The sequence below is a fragment of the Flavobacterium sp. IC2-16 genome (genome assembly GCF_055521455.1).
On the sequence record NZ_CM145480.1, the window covers coordinates 528,613 to 548,889 of the forward strand.

Here is a 20,277-nt window from a genome sequence, read left to right on the forward strand (position 1 = left end):
CATCTTACGTTATAATTTGAAGCACCCATTTTTGGGTGCTTTTTTATTCTAACAGGCTATCTAATGCTTTTTCTAGGATTTTATATTTGTATCGAAATCCTTCATTTAGTGCTTTTTGAGCACTTACATTTTGACTATCAATAAGCAAAACATGCATTTCTCCTAACATTAATTTCAAAACCAACTTTGGAACATTTGGCAAATAAATGTCTTTGTCCAAAACTTTTGCAATTCCTTGAATAAGTTCCGAATTCGTAACTGGATGAGGAGCTACTGCATTGTATATTCCATTCCAACGGTTTGTTAGAGCATAAAAAAACATTGCTGCTAAATCGTGAATATGAATCCAAGACTGCATTTGTTTTCCAGAACCAAAAGCAGAACCAAAGCCCAATTTAATGGGTTTTACCATTTGAGGCAGCGCTCCACCATCTTTGGCTAAAACCAATCCGATACGGAGCCTACAAACTGCTATATCCAAACGTTTGAATTTCTCTACCGAATCCTCCCATTTTTCGGTTACAGTTCCTAAAAAAGTGGGATTTATTTGTGTATTCTCTTCGGTATATACCGTAGTTAGACTGCTAGGGTAAATTCCAATAGCAGAAGCAGAAACAATATGTTTAACTTGATTGGGATTATTTTTTAAAGCGTTGAAAAGCAAATCGGAAGTTAAAATTCGGCTTTCAATAATTTCTTGTTTATACGAATTAGTCCAGCGTTTGGCAATATTAGCCCCTGCTAAATGAACAATAGCATCTACCCCCAACAAACAATTCTCATCGATGATTCCTGCTTGGGGATCCCAAAAAAAACCTTGATAGTTAGGCTCTCCTTCTATTTTCTTTTTTGATGTAGTTAAATAGTGAATTACAACACCATTTTGCAGTAGCAACGACACCAGCTCTTTTCCAATCAACCCAGTTGCTCCAGTAACTAAAACTTTCATAATCAGCTTTTTATTACAAATTTAAAAGCCAAGTTATAAAAAATAATGTTAATTAAGGTAGGTTTAACTTTTATGAGGAATTTACTTTACTTTAATACTCCATTCAAAATCCATTTCAGATACTTGGTCACCTTTCTCATCAACACCAATAGATTTCATCCAAAATGTTTGTCCTTCATTTGTATCAATAGCTTTTCGAATGGCTTCCTCCAATAAGTGTCCGTCACTACAGGTAAATGTTATTCTCCCTTTTGCTTTTTTGCTAAAGTTACCTTTATTATTAGCAACTAACATCGATATGTTTTTACCACTTTTTTTAATTTGATACATAACTAATGCACCAGTAGTTAGTTCTGCTGCCATGGCCTGTACCGCAAAATACATTGAATTAAATGGGTTTTGATTGATCCAACGGTGTTTTACAGTTACTGTACATTTATCTGTAGAAATTTGTTTTACACGCACTCCGCTCCAAAATGCAGAAGGCAATTTAAAAAACAAAAAAGTATTCAGTTTTGAGGGTGTAAACTCCATAAGGCTATATTTTACGCTAATGTACAAAAAAATAGTATGCACTCATAATATTTTTAATATGTTAAAAAAATGTTAATTATTAGTACTTTGTATTGCAAGGTATCTTCTTTTGACCTTATCTTTGTATAAGAAATTAATAAGCTATAGAAAGTATTATATAATTTTAAAAACAATCATCATCCGAAGCATTCTAAAGTAATTAAAAAGCAACGGTAAAATCAAAAACAAAACAGTATGACAACAGTAACCGAAAAAAACACCGCTACCTTAGTTCACTTAAGTGCACTAACACAGTATTTTATTCCATTAGGAAACTATTTATTCCCTACTCTTTTATGGGCATTTAAAAAAGACAAATCACAATTTGTGGATTGCAACGGAAAACAGGCACTTAATTTCCAGTTAAGTATGTTATTGTATTCGTGTATCCTTCTAATAATTGCAATTCCAGCTATTTTATATGCAGTATTTCACAATGTGAACGTAATGGAATTTGGAAACAATCATTTTGAAATAGAACAAATAGCAAACAGCAACAGCACAGGAATAATATTAGTTGCACTATCCGCCGCTTTTATTTTTTGCACATTAAAATTAGTTGAATTTTTCTTAATCATATATGCAGCAGTTAAAGCCAGTTACGGAGAAAATTTCAAATATCCTTTTAGCATAGCATTTTTAAAATAAAAGAGTTTCAATCAATCAATCAATCAATCAATCAATCAATCAATCAATCAATCAATCAATCAATCAATCAATCATCACATCATCACATCAATCAAAAAATGAACAGTTTAATCATTAAAAAAGAAAATCTATGAACATTGAGAACACCAAAGCTCAGATGCGTAAAGGAGTTTTAGAGTTCTGTATCCTTTCGGTATTAAAAGAAAAAGATGCCTATACTTCAGAAATCTTAGACACTCTAAAAAACGCAAAACTACTAGTTGTGGAAGGCACGGTATACCCTTTACTTACACGATTAAAAAACGACGGCTTATTAAATTACCGTTGGGAAGAATCAACATCTGGACCACCTAGAAAATATTACGGTCTAACCGATGAAGGAAAAGAATTTTTAAAAGAATTAAATGGCACTTGGAACGAATTAGCCGGAGCCGTAAACACAATAACTAGCCAAAACTAATAGTCATGAATAAAACAGTAAGCATAAATTTAGGAGGTTTTCCATTCAATATTGACGAAGACGCCTATCAAAAGTTAAGTCGTTATTTTGATGCTATCAAGCGTTCACTTTCGCCAGACGGAAGAGACGAAATCATGAACGACATTGAAAGTAGAATAGCAGAATTATTATCTGAAAAACTTTCGAATGAAAAACAAGTAATCGGGTTAACTGAAATTGACCAAGTTATTGCTGTGATGGGACAGCCGGAAGATTATCGTATCGAAGACGAAAACACACAAACTACATATACAACCTATAACCCAACTGGTTCCAAAAAACTGTATCGTGACAAGGAAAAAGGCATGTTAGGTGGTGTGATAGCTGGTTTCGGACATTATTTTGGGGTTGACCCGCTTTGGTTGCGCATCATTATGGTTATTCTATTGTTCAGTTGGGGAATTGGTATTATTCCGTACATCATATTCTGGATTTTAGTTCCTGAAGCCAAAACTACTGCCGAAAAATTAGAAATGACCGGACAGCCTATTACGATTTCAAATATTGAGAAAAAAGTAAAGGAAGGATTCGGTGAAATTTCAGAAACCATCTCTAATATAGATCATCAAAAAATTGCTAGTGGTGCTAAAGATGGTGCTAAAAAAGTAGCCGGTTCGCTAGAAGATGTTTTTTTAAGCATTTTTAAAGTTTTCGCTAAAATTCTAGGAGCTTTCATTACTATTGGTGCCGGATTTTCATTAATCGGAATCATCATTGCTTCGGTTATCATGATTTTTTCTTCATCATTACCAGATAATGCTGCATTAGAGTTTATTAGCACTCCATTAGGTATTGAAACGCCATTCTGGATTCAAGGAATATTGTTTCTATTTGTTTTTGGAATTCCATTCTTTTTCCTTTTGATTTTAGGATTGAAATTATTGTTCACAAACCTTAAATCTATCGGAAATGCATTCAAATACACTTTATTAGGTATTTGGTTAATAGCAACTGCAGCTTTAATTGCAATTGGTATTAAAGAAGCCAGTCAAATGGCAATGGAAGGCAAAGTGGTTCAAAAGGTAAACATTCCACTTACAAGCACAGATACCTTACATGTGAAATTTGCTAATAACGATTTCTTTTCTAAAAACATAGACGATCGTTTCGACATCAAAATCAAACAAGATACTGCCGGTAATGAAGTTATTTATTCCAACAATGTGAGTTTACATTTAAAATCGACCGACAAACAATTTCCATACATTCATATAGAAAAAATTGCACATGGAAAATCGTTTACCGAAGCTAATGAGCGTGCTGAAAAAATACAGTATGGTTTTAAAATAATTGGAAACACATTGGTTTTAGACAACTATTTACTAACCGATGTTAAAAACAGATTACGCAATCAAAACGTTGAAGTGTATTTGTATTTACCAAACGGAATTGTTTACGCTCCTGAGAAAAACGTAACGCATTACTTAGATTCTCATAATGCCGATTTCGATTACTTCTATGGTCCAGAAGGCTATATGTACAAAGTAGAAAATACCGAGTTAAAATGTTTGAATTGTCCAAACGAAGATCAAGACGATAACAACGATGAATCGGATGACGAAAGTAAAACAACAACTGTAACGGTAGACGAAAACGGGCTTCAAATTAAAGAAAGTAAAAAAGTAACCACTAAGGAAGTGAAAGGTGTTGAAATCACCGACGATAAAGTAATCATTTCCACAAAATAATAAACATGCAATCATCAATCAAAACTTTTTTTTCGATTATTATTTTAGGTTTAGGCACATGGTTTTCAAATGCTCAGGACGCTGTCCTAATCAAACATCATCCTGAGCAGCCTTTACTTGAGAAAAATCAAAACAATAATGTGTTAAACTTTGACTTCATCATCAATAACAACACAAAAGATTCTTTACAATTAACACGACTTGAAGTACGGCTTTACGATAAAAACAACCAATTACTTCAGCAAAAGTTCTTAGACAATAATGGTACGGCACCAAGCATTAAAACTATCCCGGATACCGAATGGAATGGTGTTTCAACAAAAATACTTTTCAACCCTTTTCCAGAAGTTTATGCAGCAACCAAACGATTAGAGTACACGTTTACTTTTAATGATTCCATTGAAATTATCGACAAAGTAAATCCGATTGCATTCGAACAAACTATCGCGTTTGAATTGCCTTTAAAGTCGAAATTACTCTTGTATGACGGGCACGATTTAAACTCACATCACAGAAGATTCGATTATGAATTTCCCCCGATTAAACAATTAGGGTTTACTAGTAATTTTATGCGCTATGCATACGATTTTGTGGTACTAAATCCTGAAGGAAAACAATATAAAACCAACGGAGAAGACATTGAAGACTGGTACGGATTTGGTAATGATGTTTTTGCAGTTGCTGAAGGTAAAATTGTAGCGCTAGAATTCGGTCAAAATGATGACAAATCATTCAATGTTCCAGCTCTTAAAAGCAATCCTTTAGCGTTATATGGCAACTACGTTGTAGTAAAACACAATAATGGAACGTACAGCATGTATGGGCATCTTAAAAAAGGTAGTTCAAAACAATATAAAGTTGGAGATAACGTTAAAAAAGGGCAGGCAATTGGTCAAATAGGCGCATCTGGAAGTTCTTTTTTCCCACACCTTCACTTCGAAGTACGAAATGGGTTACATCATGATTCTGAAGGGCTTCCATCGTATTTTAGCAATTTCTATCAATATTTAGGTTCCGAAAAGAAAGTAATCAAAATAGGAACTATAGCAACTGGCGACATTATTCAATCAAAACTATAATCAATCGAAAAAACAAACACAATGGTAAAAGTAATTATTCATTTAGCAAAAATTGCAATAGCAATAACTACAGCTATATTAGTTAGCTCATGTAATTTCAATGGTGTTTCACTACAAAAAGTAGAAGGAAACGGAAAAGTAACTTCGGAAAACCGAAAATTTGGAGAAAGTTTTTCAGAAATTTCAGTCAGCAACGGTATAGAAGCGATTATCAAACAAGGAGAAAATACAAGTGTAAATGTTGAAGCCGATGACAATTTGATTTCACACATTAAAACCGAAGTAAAAAACGGAGAACTAGTTATTTATTCTGATGCTAATTTTCGTAATGCCAAAGCAATCAAAGTGTATGTTGTATTACCAGAACTTAAAAAATTAGAAACTTCTAGCGGTGCATCGGCATCCAATCAAGGTGTTTTAGAAAGTAAAAACATGGCTATTACTTCAAATAGCGGAAGTGAAATCAATCTGGTAGTTAATGCAGAAACAGTAACTTGCGAAAGCAGTAGTGGTAGTGAAATCAAATTAAGCGGAAAAGCGGAAAACATTAAAACCGATTCTTCCAGCGGAAGTTCAATTGATGCAGAAAATTTAAACAGTAAAAATGCAACAGCCAATTCATCGAGCGGAAGTAGCATTGCACTACAGCTAACCGAATCATTAAATGCAGAAGCTTCTAGTGGTAGCTCGATCTCTTATCTTGGGGATCCAAAAACCATTAATAAAAAAGAACATTCTGGAGGTAGTATTTCAAAAAATTAAACATCCAATCAAAATTTAAAAACATCAGCTTTAGCTGGTGTTTTTTTTTATATTTGTGAAAACTAAAAGACAATACCCAAATGAAAAAGTTGTACTTACTACTATTTGCATTAGTTATTTGCTCGACTGCATTTGCTCAGAAAAAAGAAAAAATAAAAGGTTCTAAAATTGTTACGGTTACACAAAAAGAAGTGGAACCTTTTCAAAATTTAGAAATTGATGACAACCTCGAAATTTTCATTATTAAGGGTGATAAGCAAAGCTTAGAAATTGAAGCCGATGACAACCTTCATGACGTACTAAAATACGAAATGGTAGGAAGTTCACTGCGTTTAAGTACAACCAAAGATGTTAGTGGTGCCAAAAAATTTAGTATTCGAGTAACGTATACCGACGATTTAAAATTGGTTACCGTTAGAAATGAAGCACAATTAAACTCACTAGCTGATTTACAAGGCGACAATATTACCGTGAAAAACTACGATTATTCTAAATCGTACTTAAATGTGAAAGCAACACATTTCACGCTTATCATGAACGACAAATCGAAAGCCGAATTGAATGCAAAATCAGAGTCGGTTACATTAGAGTTAAGTAAAAATGCCGAATTAAAAGCACTAGTAGCTACTCAAAATTTAAAATCAGATTTATACCAAAAAGCAGAAGCTACTATTGAAGGAGATGCAGCTCAGGCAAAAATACGATTGGATAACAACACTAATCTTACAGCTAAAAAATTAACTGCTGCCGATTTGGAACTTGTGGCCGAATCGTATTCTAATGTTAGTGTCAATGTCTCCAAAAACATTAGCATTACAGCAACGGGAAAAACAGAAATTCAATTATACGGAGAAGCGAAAATCGAAATGATTAAATTCACTGATACCGCAACTTTATACAAGAAGATGTTCTAACAAAAAACCAGCCTAAGGCTGGTTTTTTTTATCTATTTCTATTTTTATTAATGTCCTTGAGCAGCCAAATAACGTTCAGCATCTAACGCAGCCATACAACCTGTTCCAGCCGCTGTAACAGCCTGACGGTATACATGATCTGCAGCATCACCACCCACAAAAACCCCAGGAACATTTGTTTTTGAAGTTCCAGGCACGTTAATGATATAACCGGTTTCATCCAATTTCAAGAAATCTTTAAAAATATCCGTATTTGGTTTGTGACCTATCGCAACGAAAAATCCTGTAGCCGGAATTTCTTTTACTTCTCCAGTTGTGTTGTTTTTAACACGTACTCCTGTCACTACATTACCATCTCCCAATACTTCTTCGGTTTCAGTATGCAATAAAATTTCGATGTTTTCAGTATTTCGAACGCGTTGTTCCATAATTTTTGAAGCTCTAAAAACTTCACTACGAACCAACATCGTTACTTTTTTACACAATTTCGACAAATAATGTGCCTCTTCACAAGCACTATCCCCTGCTCCAACAATAATTACTTCCTGATTTCTGTAGAAAAAACCATCACAAACAGCACAAGCAGAAACGCCTCCACCCATTTGCAAATAATGCTGTTCCGAAGGTAATCCTAAATACTTAGCTGACGCACCAGTTGAAATAATTACCGTATCACAATGAATTTCTTTAACATCATTAACCCAAATTTTATGAACCGGTCCTGTAAAATCAACTTTTGTAACCCAACCATCACGAACATCAGTTCCAAATCGTTGCGCTTGATTTTGCAATTCAACCATCATTTCAGGTCCTGTAATTCCATCAGGATATCCAGGAAAATTTTCAACTTCGTTAGTTGTGGTCAACTGACCTCCAGGTTGTGTTCCTTGATATAAAACAGGAAACATATTCGCTCTAGCGGCATAAATTGCAGCCGTATATCCCGCAGGACCAGAACCTATTATAAGGCATTTTACGTGTTCTATAGTATCAGACATATGTATCTTAATTATTTATTTTGAAGTCCACAAATGTAAGTTTTAATTGAAAAAGTTTTCCAAAAAAGATATCAGATTTAACTATTGAAAAATAAAAACGATTTATTTAAAAAATCTTTTTGCAAATAAAATTTAAGTTCTATATTTGCACCCACATTTACACGGGGTGTAGCGTAGCCCGGTCATCGCGCCTGGTTTGGGACCAGGAGGTCGCAGGTTCGAATCCTGCCACCCCGACAAACAAATCCTTTCAGCTTTGCTGAAGGGATTTTTTGTTTCCAGGAAAATTCAAGCTCGCTTGGAATTTTTCCGGAAACAAAAAAGACCAAAGATTGCAAAGCAATCTTGAAAGGAATTCGTTTAGCAACATACCTTCAAGCAGGATCACGAAGTAATCCTGCACGAGAACAACAAATCCTTTCCAATACACTTTTTTTAAACCTAGAAATTCCTATTTTTGTCAAGATAAATTAACACAACATTTTATGCTAATTATTGGAATTGCAGGCGGTACTGGAAGTGGAAAAACAACAGTGGTTCATCAAATCATGAATGAATTACCCGAAACAGAAGTAGGAATCATTTCTCAAGACCATTATTATAAAGAAACTCACGATTTAAGTCTAGAAGAACGTTCAAAAATTAATTTTGACCATCCAAGAGCAATCGATTTTGAGTTGTTAACCCAACACTTAAAAGATTTAAAAGAAGGTAAAGCCATAGACCAACCTGTTTATTCATTTGTACAGCATAACAGAACCGGTGACACCATTCATACTTTACCTCGAAAAGTAATGATTGTGGAAGGAATCTTAATTCTAACCAACCCAGAATTACGTGAATTGTTCGATATCAAAATTTTCGTTCATGCCGATTCTGATGAGCGTTTAATCCGTCGCTTAAAACGAGATATTGCAGAACGCGGTCGTGACATGGAAGAAGTTTTAAACCGTTACCAAACTACGTTAAAACCCATGCACGAACAGTTTATCGAACCAACCAAAGCTTTTGCAGACATTATTATCCCTAACGACAAGTACAACACCGTTGCCATTGATGTAGTACGCGCCGTTATCAACCAACGAATAGCTTAATTTTCAGTATATTTGATTTTCTAAAGCCTCACAATAGTATCGTTAATGAAAAAAGCACTCGAAAAGTTAATTACCAAATACCCTTTCCTGAAATTTTTAGGAAACCGATATGTATTGGTGCTTATTTTCTTTTCAATCTGGATGTTATTTTTGGATAACTACTCGTATTTAGAACATCGAATCTTGAATAAAGAAATCGATGAACTGGAAGACAATAAAAAATACTATCAGGAAGAAATCAGAAAAGATAATGAGAATATCAAAAAACTAAAAAATCCGAGTCAAACTGAAAAATATGCGCGCGAAAAATATTATATGAAACGCGACAACGAAGACATATATATCATTGAATTTGAAGAAGATGTACCTACCAATGGTGCAGAATAACTCAAAAAAAATATTATGAGCGAAAAGCTGTTTACTGAATTTGAAAAAGTAAATTCCAAACAATGGAAAAATCAAATTCAATACGAACTGAAAGGTGCCGATTACAACGAAACTCTTGTATGGGAGAGCCTTGAAGGTATTAAGGTTAAACCTTTTTATCATATTGATGAAGCCGAAAAGCCATTACCAATTCCAACTTTATCAGAAAGTTTTAAAATTGTACAAAATATTTTCGTTCACGATTTAGAAAAATCCATTACTAGAGCCAACGAAACTTTAAACAGAGGTGCTGAAAGTATTCGATTCACTTTAGAAAACGATCAAGTTGACATTGAAAGATTACTAAATAGTATTCCAACAAATGTTGCTGTATACTTTCATTTCGAATTTTTAAACATCGATTTCATCAAAAAAATTGACAGTATTGCTACCAAACGCAACGCTACTGTTTTTGTAGAAGTTGACCCAATCGGACAATTAGCCAAAGACGGAAATCTGTTTATAAACGTAGATTCCGATTTTACCGTGTTAAACGATTTGAGTCAATCTTGTCAAAACATTACTTTCTTGAGCATTGACACCGCTTTATATCAAAATGCCGGCGCCAATATCGTGCAGCAATTAGCGTATACTTTAGCTCATGCAAACGAATACTTCAACAGAGTTGCGAACATCAGCAAACCGATTACTCTTAAAGTAGCCGTTGGAACGAATTACTTTTTTGAAATTGCTAAACTTCGCGCACTTCGATTGTTATTCAACACTTTAGCCAAAGAATACAACCATACATTCGATTGTCATATTCTGGCAACACCCACTAAACGCAACAAAACCTTATACGATTACAATGTAAACATGTTGCGTACGACGACAGAGTGCATGAGTGCGATTTTAGGCGGAGCCGATGCTGTAGCCAATTTAGCTTACGACGCTATTTACCACAAAGACAACGAATTTGGGGATAGAATTTCGCGTAACCAGTTGTTGGTTTTAAAACACGAAAGTTATTTTGACATCGTAAACAACCCGTCTGACGGAGCGTATTATATTGAGAATTTAACCCAACAACTAGCTGAGAAAGCCTTGACGTTGTTTAAAGACATAGAAGCGAACGGTGGTTTCATCACACAATTGATTGAAGGCACCATTCAACGCAAAATCAAAGAAAGTGCCGACAAAGAACAGGAATTGTTCGACAGTGGTAAGGAAATCTTATTGGGAACCAACAAATACCCGAATAAAGAAGACCGTATGAGCCATGATTTGGAATTGTTCCCGTTTGTAAAAACCAATCCGCGAAAAACGTTGATTACACCAATTATCGAAAAGCGCTTGGCGGAAAAAATGGAACAGGAACGTTTGGAAACTGAAAAGCAATAAGTAATTGCCACAGCAATGAGAAAAGACATTCAACATATACAATTAGATAAGGCAGAAGGAAAAAGTGAAAAGTCACAAGACAAATCCTTTACAACCGCTGAAGGCATCGAGGTAAAATCCAATTATTCCGAAGCCGATTTAGCGAATCTGGAGCATTTGGAATTCGGAGCCGGATTTGCACCTAACTTACGCGGACCGTACGCGACCATGTACGTGCGCAGACCTTGGACCATCCGTCAATACGCAGGATTTTCCACTGCCGAAGAAAGTAACGCGTTTTACCGCAGAAACTTAGCAGCCGGACAAAAAGGACTATCCGTTGCTTTCGACTTAGCCACACACCGCGGTTACGATTCCGACCACGAAAGAGTTGTGGGAGACGTTGGAAAAGCAGGTGTAGCCATCGACTCGGTGGAAGACATGAAAATCTTGTTCGACCAGATTCCTTTGGGAGAAATGTCGGTTTCGATGACCATGAACGGAGCGGTATTGCCGATTATGGCATTTTATATTGTAGCCGCTGAAGAACAAGGTGTTGATGCGAAATTATTATCCGGAACCATTCAGAATGATATTTTGAAAGAGTTTATGGTGCGTAATACCTACATCTACCCGCCTACACCATCCATGAAAATTATTGCGGATATTTTCGAATATACCAGTAACAATATGCCGAAGTTTAACTCGATTTCGATTTCGGGTTACCACATGCAGGAAGCCGGAGCTACCGCAGACATTGAGTTGGCCTATACCCTAGCCGATGGTTTGGAATACATCCGAACCGGATTGGCAGCAGGCATGGACATTGATACTTTCGCACCACGTTTATCGTTCTTCTGGGCAATTGGAATGAACCATTTTATGGAGATAGCCAAAATGAGAGCTGGACGTATGTTGTGGGCAAAACTTCTGAAGCAATTTAATCCGAAAGACGATAAATCGTTAGCGTTACGAACCCACTGCCAAACATCGGGTTGGAGTTTAACCGAACAGGATCCTTTCAACAACGTAGCCCGTACCGCAATTGAAGCAGCAGCAGCGGCTTTTGGAGGAACCCAGTCGTTACACACGAATGCTTTAGATGAAGCCATCGCTTTACCAACGGATTTCTCGGCACGTATCGCCCGAAACACCCAAATCTTTTTACAGGAAGAAACTAAAATCTGTAAAACCGTAGATCCTTGGGCAGGAAGTTATTACGTAGAATCATTAACTAAGGAAATCGCGGACAAAGCTTGGGCATTGATTGAAGAAGTGGAAGAATTAGGCGGCATGACCAAAGCGATTGAAGCCGGTATTCCGAAACTACGCATTGAAGAAGCGGCGGCAAGAAAACAAGCCCGTATTGACAGCGGACAGGATATAATCGTTGGCGTAAACAAATACCGTCTGGAGAAAGAAGATCCTTTACACATTTTAGAAGTAGACAACCAAACCGTTCGAAAACAACAAATCGAGCGTTTAGACCATATTAAAGCGACCCGCGACAATGCCAAAGTACAGGAATGTTTAGCCAAACTAACGGCTTGTGCCAAAGGTGAACCGGGCAACTTATTAGATTTAGCAGTAGATGCAGCGCGCAACAGAGCCACGTTAGGGGAAATCAGCGATGCCTTAGAAACTGTTTTCGGACGTTACAAAGCACAAATCAAATCGTTTAGCGGCGTGTATAGCAAAGAGATTAAAAACGACGAAAGTTTTGAAAAAGCAAAACAATTAGCCGACGCCTTCGCCAAAAAAGAAGGCCGTCGACCGCGTATTATGATTGCCAAAATGGGTCAAGATGGACACGACCGTGGCGCAAAAGTTGTCGCTACCGGTTATGCCGACGTAGGTTTTGACGTGGACATTGGACCACTATTCCAAACCCCAGCCGAAGCAGCCAAGCAAGCGGTGGAAAACGACGTGCATATATTAGGGGTTTCCTCTTTAGCTGCCGGACACAAAACGTTGGTGCCACAAGTTATTGAAGAACTGAAAAAATACGGTCGTGAAGATATTATGGTGATTGTGGGTGGCGTAATCCCAGCACAGGATTATCAATATTTATTTGACGCAGGTGCTGTAGCTGTTTTTGGTCCTGGAACCAAAATCAGTGAAGCGGCTATTACAATTTTAGACGTTTTATTGGAAGACTAAAATAAAAAGAGCGGCAAGTACCGCTCTTTTTATTTATGATTTTTTTTCTTTCAATTTATGGGATAACCACTCCAAATTTTCTTTTTGAAGCTGCAACTGTTCGAGTTTATACAAACTATGCCTATGCAATGCTTTTAGGGCTCGGGTTCTAATACTATGTAACAACTCAGGTTCAATGGTTACCTCCTGTTGATTTTCTAAAAACACAACCAACTCAAGCGCAGCAATACTTTCCTTGCGATGCTTTTCAACAGATTCTATTTCTTTTTCTATCCGGTACTGTTTGCCTTTCACCTTTAGATAATCGTTTTTGATTTTATCTTTTGCTTTTTGCTGTTCTGCAATCACTAACTGCAATACTTCTTTAGACGGCTGCTTTCTTTCCGTAGCTCCCTGCATCAAAAATGCTAATTGCTCCATTGCATTAAGAGGTATATCACGTTTTCTGGATTTAAACATTTTCCACTGGCTTAGAGATATTCGCAACAGCATGGCCATTTCTTCCTGTGTTACTCCTAATATATTTTTAATTTCTGGGCGCTTTATCATTTGTTACTTATTTTTGTTTTTTTACAAGCAGTTACAATTATTGTGCCTTTTTTTATAAAAATAAAATTTAGTCACAAAAGATGTGACTTTATAATAAATTTATCGTTTTAGTCACCAAACATAACTGGTAATGCCTCCTCTTTTTCAGAATAGAAATAACAGCAATAACAAGTATAAAATTTCCTTTAGAAATTATAATCCTAAAGATTAAAAAAGACTTTTCTTATATTTGGAATATAAACTTTGGTCAATACTCTTAAAAATTTTTCATAAAGAAATCCATTCACAACAAAAAACAACCATTCACAACAGATTAATGTTTTCAATCTGAATCTTCTTTACGTTTGTAACTCAATAGTCCCCTTCGAAATTTAACATGAAAAACATTGGTCTCTTTTTCTTTTTGTTCAGCTTCACTATTGGTTTTTCACAAACTAAACAAGACAGTATTGCTATTGAAAATCTACTTAAAAAAGCTAAAGATGAGCAAGGAAAACTAAAATACACTGACGCTTTTGCAACATTTACACAAGCACTTAATTTATCCAAAAAGTTAAATTACAAAGTTTTAGAATTTAAGACTGAAATTGCTATAGCAAATATGCATTTAATGAAAGGCGAAAATGATTTGGCAGGTGCATTTTTTCTGAAGAAATACCCAAATAAATCTTATCCCAAAAAAACACATTTGTATTATTATCACCGAAAAGCTTTCTATTATAATCAAGTTGTAAAAATGGATTCGGCAATTGCGAATGCTACCAAAGGTATTCAATTAGCAAAAGAACTAAATTCAACACCAGATTTAGTTACTCTTTATAACGAAATTGGGTATTCCTACGAACGACAAAGAAACTTTCCATTAGCTATAAAATATTATGACAATGTCTTGAATTTAAGTAAAAATGACTTAAGAACCTATAGCAATACCTATTTAAACAAAGCAAGATGTTTTGCATTATTAAAAAGATACAAGGAATCTAATCAAATGCTTAAAGATAATTTAGCACAAATAGACACTACAAAATGGTTTGATAAAAAAGTTTACATCTACGACATATTGGCTCAAAATCACAAATCACTAGGAGATAGTATTAATTATTATAAATATTTATTTCATCATCGAGATGAAACAATAAAAAATGAAAATTTGAATGCTGATACACAATACAACGATTTATTAATAAAATACCAAACCAAAGAAAAAGACGAATTGCTTGCGAAGAAAGAAACCGAAAGTAAATCGTTACTCTACTTAATTACGGGTTTAGCCGCATTGCTTTTACTGGCTATTCCGTTTGTGATTTATATTCGTAATAAAAACCAAAAACTTAACAAACTATTAGACAAAAACAATTTTTTAATGACCGAATTAAATCATCGCATTAAAAACAATTTACAATTAATCGTTTCCCTTACCACCAGAGAAACCAATAAAACCGATAATTCTGAAATGACCGGTTTAACCAATTTGGCCTCTAAAATAGAATCGATTGCTTCCTTGCACAAACAGCTTTATCTCAATGAAGAATTAAAAACAGTATATCTAAAACAATATATTGATGAAATTATCAATACCATATATCCCTTTTTAAAACAAAACAACATCATTATTGAAAGAGAGATTGACAATATTGAAATCGAATCAAACACGTCTTTATATATAGGATTAATCATCAATGAACTGATAATTAACTCCATTAAGCATGCTTTTCCAGCTCAAGAAGACAAGCGTGTTAAACTTACGATTTCAAATTTTAAAAAACATATCGAAATCGATTATTACGACAATGGAATTGGTATTACAACAGATAAAAAAGTAAAATTAATTAATACATTATCGAAACAAATTGAAGCCAATTTTACAACGGAAAAAGAGAATGGTTTCCATTACAATGCAAAAATTAAAGTATAAACAATGAAAGTATTATTGGTAGAAGACGAACTTTTAATTGCCGAACAATTAGAAGATATTTTAGAAAAAAACAACTGCACTGTTATTGCTATTGCTCAAACTATTGATGAAGCCACCAAAGCTTTAAAATTGAATCCTAATTTTGCATTTTTAGACATTCAGTTAAAAAACGACAGTAACGGCATCGACTTTGGTAAAATATTAAACGAGCAAAACATTCCATTTATATATATTACTGCCAATACCGAAATTACAACGCTTAAAGAAGCCGTAAAAACAAATCCGGTCACTTATATCTCCAAACCTTTTAAAAATACTGATATTATTGCGGCTTTAGAACTTATCAAGATAAAACAGAATTTAAAACCTAAATTAGTATTTGAAAATGTAGCTAAAGACGTAGAAGTTTTTTTAGAAGACATTTTATATTGTGAAGCCAACGGTTCCTATACCGACATTGTTACCACAACCAACCGTTATACCAAACGCATTAATTTAAAAGATTTTTTAGAACAGCTAGACGACACGTTTATTAGGGTGCATCGTTCGTATATTATTAATACAAATCAGATAACTTACAAAACAACCAATTCTGTTTTTATTGATAAAATAGAAATTCCGGTTTCAAGATCGTTTAAAGATAGTTTTTAGGTTTGCTCAATACTAAAATGCCCCGACTTTGTCGGGGCATTTTTATTATATAAAGTCCATTCACAACAAAAAATGGTTGTCTGCAACAGATTTGGGGTTTGTATTTTGTATCGATTTACATTTGGTATTAATATAAAGAATATTCTCCTTTAAATAATAAATAAAATCAATAAAAAAATCTTAAACATTTAAATATGAAATATTTTTACAAAAACATAGTACTTAGTACTATATTACTATTTATTGCAAATACCACTAAAGCCCAAGTAAATATACAATTTAATTGTAATCCTACTGTTTACACATTGTCTTATGCTGGAACAGGTGGTTTTGGAGGAAAAAATGCATATAGTGTTTATCAAGATTTTAATAATTACTTAGATATATTTTGGTATGGCCCATTATCTCAATGGCATATTGATGGGAAAATTAATGGAAACTCAGTAAATTTTCATAGCTCGACTAATACAAGTCCAAACCCACCAGATTTCACTATTGCGAACTGGACAACTACCTTTGGTCCTTGTAATGTAACACAAGTAAATGGTCCTAGCACCACAAACCTAAACGCTACAATCACGCAAACCAACTTAAGCTGTTCCACTGCAGAGAATGGTTCTGCAACTATGACACCTACTGGTGGTACACCACCATATACGTATCTGTGGTCGCCAAGTGGAGAAACAGGAGCAACCAATGTTTATCCATTTACACCAGGCACTTACACTTGTGTTGCTACAGATGCGGCAAGTAATTCTATTACAAAAAGTGTAACCATTACATCACCACCACCTCCAGACAATACTATTACAGAAAATAACGGTGTATTAACAGCTACACAAGCTACTGGAGTAAGTTATCAATGGCGTACTTGTACCGATGATGATATTCCTGGAGCAACACAACAATCGTATACACCAACAGTAGTTGGCGATTATATGGTGTATATAGAAGAGCCCGCAGGTTGTGGTTATTATTCTAACTGTATTACTGTAACAACTTTAGCAACTAATAGTTTCGATATAGCTAATAAATTAAAACTATACCCCAACCCAACACAAAACCAAGTAACCATTGAAGCTAACGAACTAACCAATGCTTCATTACAAATAATGGATATTAACGGACGTGTATTACAAACACAAAATTTACTAAACACAAACACTATAAATATCGAAAACTTGCAAACTGGCGTGTATTTGTTTAAAATAACAAGCCAAGAAGGTACTACTACCCTTCGTGTGATTAAAAAATAAGTAGTTTTTTTCAATTAGAGTTGTGGTTTTTAGTTTGAGAAAAAAGGTTGGCAAGTTTACCAACCTTTTTTATTTTTACATCATGTCAAAACTACCCAATATTACCACCAGCATCTTCTCTGTGATGTCGCAATTAGCGAACAAACACGGCGCAATCAATTTATCGCAAGGTTTCCCTAATTTTCCAGAAGATGAACGTTTGTTAGAAATTTCAGAACGTATCATTCGTAAAAACATACACCAATATACCCCGATGGCGGGCTTGCCTTTGTTGTTAGAAAAGATTGCTTCTCAAACACAAAAACAATACAATAGAAAAGTAGATATTACATCCGAAATACTAATCACTGCTGGAGCAACTCAAGGCATCTATACAGCAATTAACACCTTTGTTAATCAAGGCGATGAAGTATTGATTTTAGATCCAAGTTATGACAGTTACGAACCTTCGGTTTTAGTAGCGGGTGGAAAACCTGTTCGTGTTTCGTTGAATTTAGATTACACGCCAAATTTCAATACAATTGAAGCTGCGATTACACCAAAAACCAAAATGATTGTGGTGAATAATCCGCACAATCCAACAGGGCGTATATGGACAGTACAAGATTTTGAAAGCTTAGAAACCATTTTGGAAAAACATCCTCAAATTTTAGTCTTGGGCGATGAAGTATACGAATACATTACATTTACTCAGCCACATATCTCATTTAATACGAGAGAAAAATTAAAACACAGAACCATTATTGCTTCTTCATTTGGAAAATCGTTACACGTTACCGGCTGGAAAGTTGGTTATTTAATTGCACCTGAACATTTGATGTACGAAATGAAAAAAGTACACCAATTTTTAGTATTCAGTGTCAATAGTTTTTCCCAACATGCCATTGCTGAATATTTAGATGTGGTAGATTTCAGTGCGATTTCAAAAATGTATTTGGAAAAACGTGATTTGTTCCAAAATTTGATAAAAGACAGCAGATTTGAAATACTACCCTGTGATGGCACCTATTTTCAAGTCGTTAATTACAGTGCTATTTCTAAAGAAAACGACGTAGATTTCGCCAGAAAATTAATTACCGAACATGGAGTAGCAGCTATTCCAATCTCGGTTTTTTATGAAGATGCAACCGACAAACACATGCTTCGTTTTTGCTTTGCCAAAACAACAGAAACACTTATAGAAGCTGCAAAAAAACTTAGCTCAATTTGATTTAAAAAAATAACAATTTGTAATATTTTTTTATTATCTTTAGGAAAAGCAAATTTTTATAACTATGTCGCAGCACAATCTGTATATTGACAACAAGCTTGTCATATCAAGAGATTTTAAAGCCCCAAAAAACCTAGTCTTTAAAGCCTTATCAGAAGTCGACAGATTCGAAAAATGGTGGGGGCCTGAGGGTTTCACTACCAGCGCTCTTACTTTTGATTTTCGTCCGGATGGCATTTGTCATTATTGCATAGAATCACCCGATGGGATTAAAATGTGGGGACGATTTGTATTTAAAGAGATACTCCCCAACAAAAAAATAGAATTCCTCAATTGCTTTTCTGATGAAAATGCGGGTATAATTCGAGCTCCCTTTAACGAAACATGGCCTTTAGAAATGTTCAACATTATTACTGTTGAAGAAAATAACGGCATCACAGTATTAACGTTTATTATAGCACCATACAATGCATCCGATGCAGAAATGAAAACCTTTAGCGAAAACCACGAAAACATGGAATTAAGCTTTAAAGGAACCTTGGATCGCTTAGAGGATTATCTGCTCAAAAACTAATCAAATATTATGCAAGCATAGTATAATTACTTATCTTTACGTTTCTAAAAAAATAACATTATGAATTTTTCAGCAAAAATGCTACGCGATAATGCGCTTGCAGACAAAGTAATTGTTGTTACTGGAGGCGGAAGTGGGCTGGGAAAAGCCATGACAAAATATTTCCTTGAATTAGGTGCGAAAGTAGCTATTACATCAAGAGATTTAGAAAAATTACAAACCACAGCTAAAGAGTTAGAAGCCGAAACTGGTGGACAATGTTTAGCTATCCAGTGCGATGTACGCCATTACGACCAAGTGGAAGCTATGTTAGCTAAAACGTTAGAAACTTTTGGTAGAGTTGATGTTTTGTTAAATAACGCTGCCGGAAACTTTATCTCTCCAACAGAGAGATTATCTGCTAATGCCTGGGATACGATTATCGACATCGTTTTAAAAGGTTCAAAAAACTGTACTCTTGCTTTTGGTAAACATTGGATTGATGCCAAACAAACCAATTGCAACGTTTTAAATATAGTGACTACCTATGCATGGACAGGTTCGGCGTTTGTAGTTCCTTCTGCTACAGCGAAAGCCGGAGTTTTAGCTATGACAAGAAGTTTGGCAGTAGAATGGGCTAAATATGGTATACGCATGAATGCTATTGCTCCAGGGCCATTCCCTACAAAAGGGGCATGGGACAGACTTTTACCTGGCGATTTAAAAGAAAAATTCGATTTGGCCAAAAAAGTGCCTCTTAAACGTGTTGGAGATCACCAAGAGTTAGCCAATTTAGCAGCCTACTTAGTTTCCGATTTTTCAGCATATATCAATGGTGAAGTTGTAACGATAGATGGCGGTGAATGGCTTCAAGGCGCTGGACAATTCAATTTGTTAGAACAAGTACCAAAAGAATTATGGGACATGTTAGAAATGATGATTAAATCGAAAGGAAATAAATAGTTTTCTGTAGCAGTCACAGTTTACAGACTTAAAAAACAGAGGTTAGTTTGAAGAAATTCGGGCTAACTTT

The 20,277-nt window shown here is 35.0% G+C and carries 20 protein-coding genes and 1 tRNA gene; 17 read left to right on the plus strand and 4 right to left on the minus strand.

The annotated features are described in order from the left end of the window. Positions 1–43: 43 nt before the first annotated feature. Positions 44–949, minus strand: a complete 906-nt coding sequence (locus tag ACZ1JT_RS02330) for a TIGR01777 family oxidoreductase (RefSeq protein ID WP_465094561.1) — start codon at positions 947–949, stop codon at positions 44–46. An 81-nt stretch (positions 950–1,030) separates the two neighbouring features. After that, positions 1,031–1,483, minus strand: coding sequence for a DUF4442 domain-containing protein (locus ACZ1JT_RS02335; protein WP_465094562.1), 453 nt, complete (start codon positions 1,481–1,483; stop codon positions 1,031–1,033). A 234-nt stretch (positions 1,484–1,717) separates the two neighbouring features. Here ACZ1JT_RS02335 and ACZ1JT_RS02340 point away from each other — a divergent pair, with 234 nt between their 5' ends. The 6 genes from ACZ1JT_RS02340 (at position 1,718) to ACZ1JT_RS02365 (ending at position 7,112) form a co-directional block, all read left to right on the plus strand. Further along, the gene (locus tag ACZ1JT_RS02340; RefSeq protein WP_465094563.1) at positions 1,718–2,170 is read left to right on the plus strand and encodes a DUF4870 domain-containing protein; all 453 of its coding nucleotides are present in this window, start codon (positions 1,718–1,720) and stop codon (positions 2,168–2,170) included. Positions 2,171–2,300: 130 nt separating this feature from the next. Further along, entirely contained in the window at positions 2,301–2,630 is a 330-nt protein-coding gene (locus ACZ1JT_RS02345) for a PadR family transcriptional regulator (RefSeq protein ID WP_465094564.1), read from the plus strand. A gap of 5 nt (positions 2,631–2,635) precedes the next feature. Beyond that, positions 2,636–4,357, plus strand: coding sequence for a PspC domain-containing protein (locus ACZ1JT_RS02350; protein WP_465094565.1), 1,722 nt, complete (start codon positions 2,636–2,638; stop codon positions 4,355–4,357). Between the two features lie 5 nt (positions 4,358–4,362). Next, the gene (locus ACZ1JT_RS02355) at positions 4,363–5,436 is read left to right on the plus strand and encodes a M23 family metallopeptidase (RefSeq protein WP_465094566.1); all 1,074 of its coding nucleotides are present in this window, start codon (positions 4,363–4,365) and stop codon (positions 5,434–5,436) included. Positions 5,437–5,457: 21 nt separating this feature from the next. Next, the gene (locus ACZ1JT_RS02360) at positions 5,458–6,198 is read left to right on the plus strand and encodes a head GIN domain-containing protein (protein ID WP_465094567.1); all 741 of its coding nucleotides are present in this window, start codon (positions 5,458–5,460) and stop codon (positions 6,196–6,198) included. A gap of 80 nt (positions 6,199–6,278) precedes the next feature. Then, on the plus strand, positions 6,279–7,112 hold the full coding sequence (locus ACZ1JT_RS02365) for a GIN domain-containing protein (protein WP_465094568.1): 834 nt from the start codon (positions 6,279–6,281) through the stop codon (positions 7,110–7,112). 47 nt (positions 7,113–7,159) lie between these two features. Here ACZ1JT_RS02365 and trxB read toward each other — a convergent pair whose 3' ends face one another. Beyond that, positions 7,160–8,110: a thioredoxin-disulfide reductase gene (gene trxB, locus ACZ1JT_RS02370; protein ID WP_465094569.1), complete on the minus strand. Its 951-nt coding sequence runs from the start codon at positions 8,108–8,110 to the stop codon at positions 7,160–7,162. A 162-nt stretch (positions 8,111–8,272) separates the two neighbouring features. Between trxB and ACZ1JT_RS02375 the strand changes: the two genes are divergently transcribed. From ACZ1JT_RS02375 to scpA, 5 genes are all read left to right on the plus strand, one after another. After that, a tRNA-Pro gene (locus tag ACZ1JT_RS02375) sits at positions 8,273–8,347 on the plus strand. Between the two features lie 248 nt (positions 8,348–8,595). Next, on the plus strand, positions 8,596–9,204 hold the full coding sequence (gene udk, locus ACZ1JT_RS02380) for a uridine kinase (protein WP_465094570.1): 609 nt from the start codon (positions 8,596–8,598) through the stop codon (positions 9,202–9,204). 45 nt (positions 9,205–9,249) lie between these two features. After that, positions 9,250–9,591 carry an FtsB family cell division protein gene (locus ACZ1JT_RS02385; protein ID WP_465094571.1) on the plus strand — a complete coding sequence of 114 codons (342 nt, stop codon included), beginning with the start codon at positions 9,250–9,252 and terminating at the stop codon, positions 9,589–9,591. Between the two features lie 15 nt (positions 9,592–9,606). Beyond that, on the plus strand, positions 9,607–10,971 hold the full coding sequence (locus ACZ1JT_RS02390) for a methylmalonyl-CoA mutase subunit beta (RefSeq protein ID WP_465094572.1): 1,365 nt from the start codon (positions 9,607–9,609) through the stop codon (positions 10,969–10,971). A 15-nt stretch (positions 10,972–10,986) separates the two neighbouring features. Continuing rightward, entirely contained in the window at positions 10,987–13,110 is a 2,124-nt protein-coding gene (gene scpA, locus ACZ1JT_RS02395) for a methylmalonyl-CoA mutase (protein ID WP_465094573.1), read from the plus strand. A gap of 33 nt (positions 13,111–13,143) precedes the next feature. On the opposite strand, the gene ACZ1JT_RS02400 is transcribed toward scpA, so the two are convergent. Further along, a complete protein-coding gene (locus ACZ1JT_RS02400) occupies positions 13,144–13,659 on the minus strand; it encodes a hypothetical protein (protein ID WP_465094574.1) in 516 nt (171 codons plus the stop codon). Positions 13,660–14,035: 376 nt separating this feature from the next. Between ACZ1JT_RS02400 and ACZ1JT_RS02405 the strand changes: the two genes are divergently transcribed. The 6 genes from ACZ1JT_RS02405 (at position 14,036) to ACZ1JT_RS02430 (ending at position 20,207) form a co-directional block, all read left to right on the plus strand. Further along, on the plus strand, positions 14,036–15,574 hold the full coding sequence (locus ACZ1JT_RS02405) for a histidine kinase dimerization/phosphoacceptor domain -containing protein (protein ID WP_465094575.1): 1,539 nt from the start codon (positions 14,036–14,038) through the stop codon (positions 15,572–15,574). Positions 15,575–15,577: 3 nt separating this feature from the next. Next, a complete protein-coding gene (locus ACZ1JT_RS02410; RefSeq protein WP_465094576.1) occupies positions 15,578–16,225 on the plus strand; it encodes a LytR/AlgR family response regulator transcription factor in 648 nt (215 codons plus the stop codon). A 194-nt stretch (positions 16,226–16,419) separates the two neighbouring features. Then, the gene (locus tag ACZ1JT_RS02415; RefSeq protein ID WP_465094577.1) at positions 16,420–17,481 is read left to right on the plus strand and encodes a T9SS type A sorting domain-containing protein; all 1,062 of its coding nucleotides are present in this window, start codon (positions 16,420–16,422) and stop codon (positions 17,479–17,481) included. An 82-nt stretch (positions 17,482–17,563) separates the two neighbouring features. Beyond that, on the plus strand, positions 17,564–18,691 hold the full coding sequence (locus ACZ1JT_RS02420) for a methionine aminotransferase (RefSeq protein WP_465094578.1): 1,128 nt from the start codon (positions 17,564–17,566) through the stop codon (positions 18,689–18,691). A gap of 64 nt (positions 18,692–18,755) precedes the next feature. Beyond that, entirely contained in the window at positions 18,756–19,265 is a 510-nt protein-coding gene (locus tag ACZ1JT_RS02425) for an SRPBCC family protein (RefSeq protein ID WP_465094579.1), read from the plus strand. A gap of 60 nt (positions 19,266–19,325) precedes the next feature. Beyond that, a complete protein-coding gene (locus ACZ1JT_RS02430) occupies positions 19,326–20,207 on the plus strand; it encodes an SDR family oxidoreductase (RefSeq protein ID WP_465094580.1) in 882 nt (293 codons plus the stop codon). Positions 20,208–20,277 lie beyond the last annotated feature (70 nt).

Bases quoted from the DNA above. Each gene is read 5' to 3' on its own strand.
- ACZ1JT_RS02410 (WP_465094576.1), top strand. From the start codon at position 15,578: ATGAAAGTATTATTGGTAGAAGACGAACTTTTAATTGCCGAACAATTA.
- trxB (WP_465094569.1), bottom strand. From the start codon at position 8,110: ATGTCTGATACTATAGAACACGTAAAATGCCTTATAATAGGTTCTGGT.
- udk (WP_465094570.1), top strand. From the start codon at position 8,596: ATGCTAATTATTGGAATTGCAGGCGGTACTGGAAGTGGAAAAACAACA.
- ACZ1JT_RS02385 (WP_465094571.1), top strand. From the start codon at position 9,250: ATGAAAAAAGCACTCGAAAAGTTAATTACCAAATACCCTTTCCTGAAA.
- ACZ1JT_RS02415 (WP_465094577.1), top strand. From the start codon at position 16,420: ATGAAATATTTTTACAAAAACATAGTACTTAGTACTATATTACTATTT.
- scpA (WP_465094573.1), top strand. From the start codon at position 10,987: ATGAGAAAAGACATTCAACATATACAATTAGATAAGGCAGAAGGAAAA.
- ACZ1JT_RS02350 (WP_465094565.1), top strand. From the start codon at position 2,636: ATGAATAAAACAGTAAGCATAAATTTAGGAGGTTTTCCATTCAATATT.
- ACZ1JT_RS02335 (WP_465094562.1), bottom strand. From the start codon at position 1,483: ATGGAGTTTACACCCTCAAAACTGAATACTTTTTTGTTTTTTAAATTG.
- ACZ1JT_RS02390 (WP_465094572.1), top strand. From the start codon at position 9,607: ATGAGCGAAAAGCTGTTTACTGAATTTGAAAAAGTAAATTCCAAACAA.
- ACZ1JT_RS02405 (WP_465094575.1), top strand. From the start codon at position 14,036: ATGAAAAACATTGGTCTCTTTTTCTTTTTGTTCAGCTTCACTATTGGT.
- ACZ1JT_RS02425 (WP_465094579.1), top strand. From the start codon at position 18,756: ATGTCGCAGCACAATCTGTATATTGACAACAAGCTTGTCATATCAAGA.
- ACZ1JT_RS02420 (WP_465094578.1), top strand. From the start codon at position 17,564: ATGTCAAAACTACCCAATATTACCACCAGCATCTTCTCTGTGATGTCG.
- ACZ1JT_RS02340 (WP_465094563.1), top strand. From the start codon at position 1,718: ATGACAACAGTAACCGAAAAAAACACCGCTACCTTAGTTCACTTAAGT.
- ACZ1JT_RS02355 (WP_465094566.1), top strand. From the start codon at position 4,363: ATGCAATCATCAATCAAAACTTTTTTTTCGATTATTATTTTAGGTTTA.
- ACZ1JT_RS02330 (WP_465094561.1), bottom strand. From the start codon at position 949: ATGAAAGTTTTAGTTACTGGAGCAACTGGGTTGATTGGAAAAGAGCTG.
- ACZ1JT_RS02430 (WP_465094580.1), top strand. From the start codon at position 19,326: ATGAATTTTTCAGCAAAAATGCTACGCGATAATGCGCTTGCAGACAAA.
- ACZ1JT_RS02400 (WP_465094574.1), bottom strand. From the start codon at position 13,659: ATGATAAAGCGCCCAGAAATTAAAAATATATTAGGAGTAACACAGGAA.
- ACZ1JT_RS02365 (WP_465094568.1), top strand. From the start codon at position 6,279: ATGAAAAAGTTGTACTTACTACTATTTGCATTAGTTATTTGCTCGACT.
- ACZ1JT_RS02360 (WP_465094567.1), top strand. From the start codon at position 5,458: ATGGTAAAAGTAATTATTCATTTAGCAAAAATTGCAATAGCAATAACT.
- ACZ1JT_RS02345 (WP_465094564.1), top strand. From the start codon at position 2,301: ATGAACATTGAGAACACCAAAGCTCAGATGCGTAAAGGAGTTTTAGAG.